Origin of the sequence: Yersinia sp. 1252 StPb PI, from assembly GCF_048593885.1 — a bacterium.
Taxonomy (GTDB): Bacteria; Pseudomonadota; Gammaproteobacteria; order Enterobacterales; family Enterobacteriaceae; genus Yersinia; species Yersinia enterocolitica_E.
Window position 1 is genome coordinate 1 of record NZ_JAZGQE010000412.1, and the last position, 967, is coordinate 967.

The window sequence follows — 967 nt, forward strand, 5'->3', positions numbered from 1 at the left end:
AAGGCCGGAAGCGACAATGACAGTTTGTTCTCTTTTATTCGTAAGGCACATCTACAAGAAGCTCAGGAATTCAGGCGCAAGGGGTATAACAGCCAGGTGCCCGAGGTTGACCCGAGGTTAGTGACGCAGCTGCGTGACGACTTGGCCGCGGCCAAATCTCGCCTGTGCCTCCAGGCAAGCGTTGGGGGGCCGCTGGGTTCTCTGTGGCTACTGGAGCAGATAGGCAACATCGAGCGTCTTACGGGTAAGCTTTCGGACGACGTCATAAACCTCTGGGTTGAGCATGAGTTGCCACGCAAAAGCGGCGGGGAAGCCACGGAGACTGCATTGGGGAGCCGGCGTACGGCTCAGTCGCTGGCCAGACGGCTGGAGTCAACCCTGCAGACGCTGATACGTGTTGTCCATACCCTGCGTGCTATTGATGATGACAGCACCCAGGAAAAACGGCACGACATGCTGGTCGCTGAGCTTACCGATGCATTCTCCTCCAGTGATAAAAGTACGGTGATACAGACGCTGGGGAGCATTACGGCAGAGACGTCAGGCCATGCTGCCTGGGCTTCTCTTATGCAGGCCAGGGCAGCGGCGTGGGAGGCAGGTAAGCCGACCTCCGTCAACGCGATGATTGCGGCCTCGCGGCACGAAGCAGCAAAAGCCAATAAAAAAGCCCGTGAGCTGCAGGGCGCTTCGCAGGCTTTCTTTAGTGATGTTGCCGCCTATCTTCAGAGCCTCTCCAGCGATTTGGCAACAGCGTCGATTAACGCGGGCCTGAGCGCCTCTTCCCCGGCCATACCGCAGATGGATAATGATGAGGCGGCTGCCTCTTTGTCGCGCTCAAATTCCCTCTCGCAGCGCATCAAGACGGGTTTTGCTACGAAAAAGGAGCAAGTGCAAGTGGTGCTTGCGGTGGCGAAAAGCTATGCGTATAGGGGCGCTGGGATCCTACGGCATGGTCATACAACTGAAA

General features: G+C 57.2%; 1 protein-coding gene. It reads left to right on the forward strand.

The features are described from left to right. Positions 1 to 967: hypothetical protein (locus tag V2A85_RS23965; protein WP_420072591.1), on the forward strand; the 967-nt coding region annotated here is incomplete at both ends.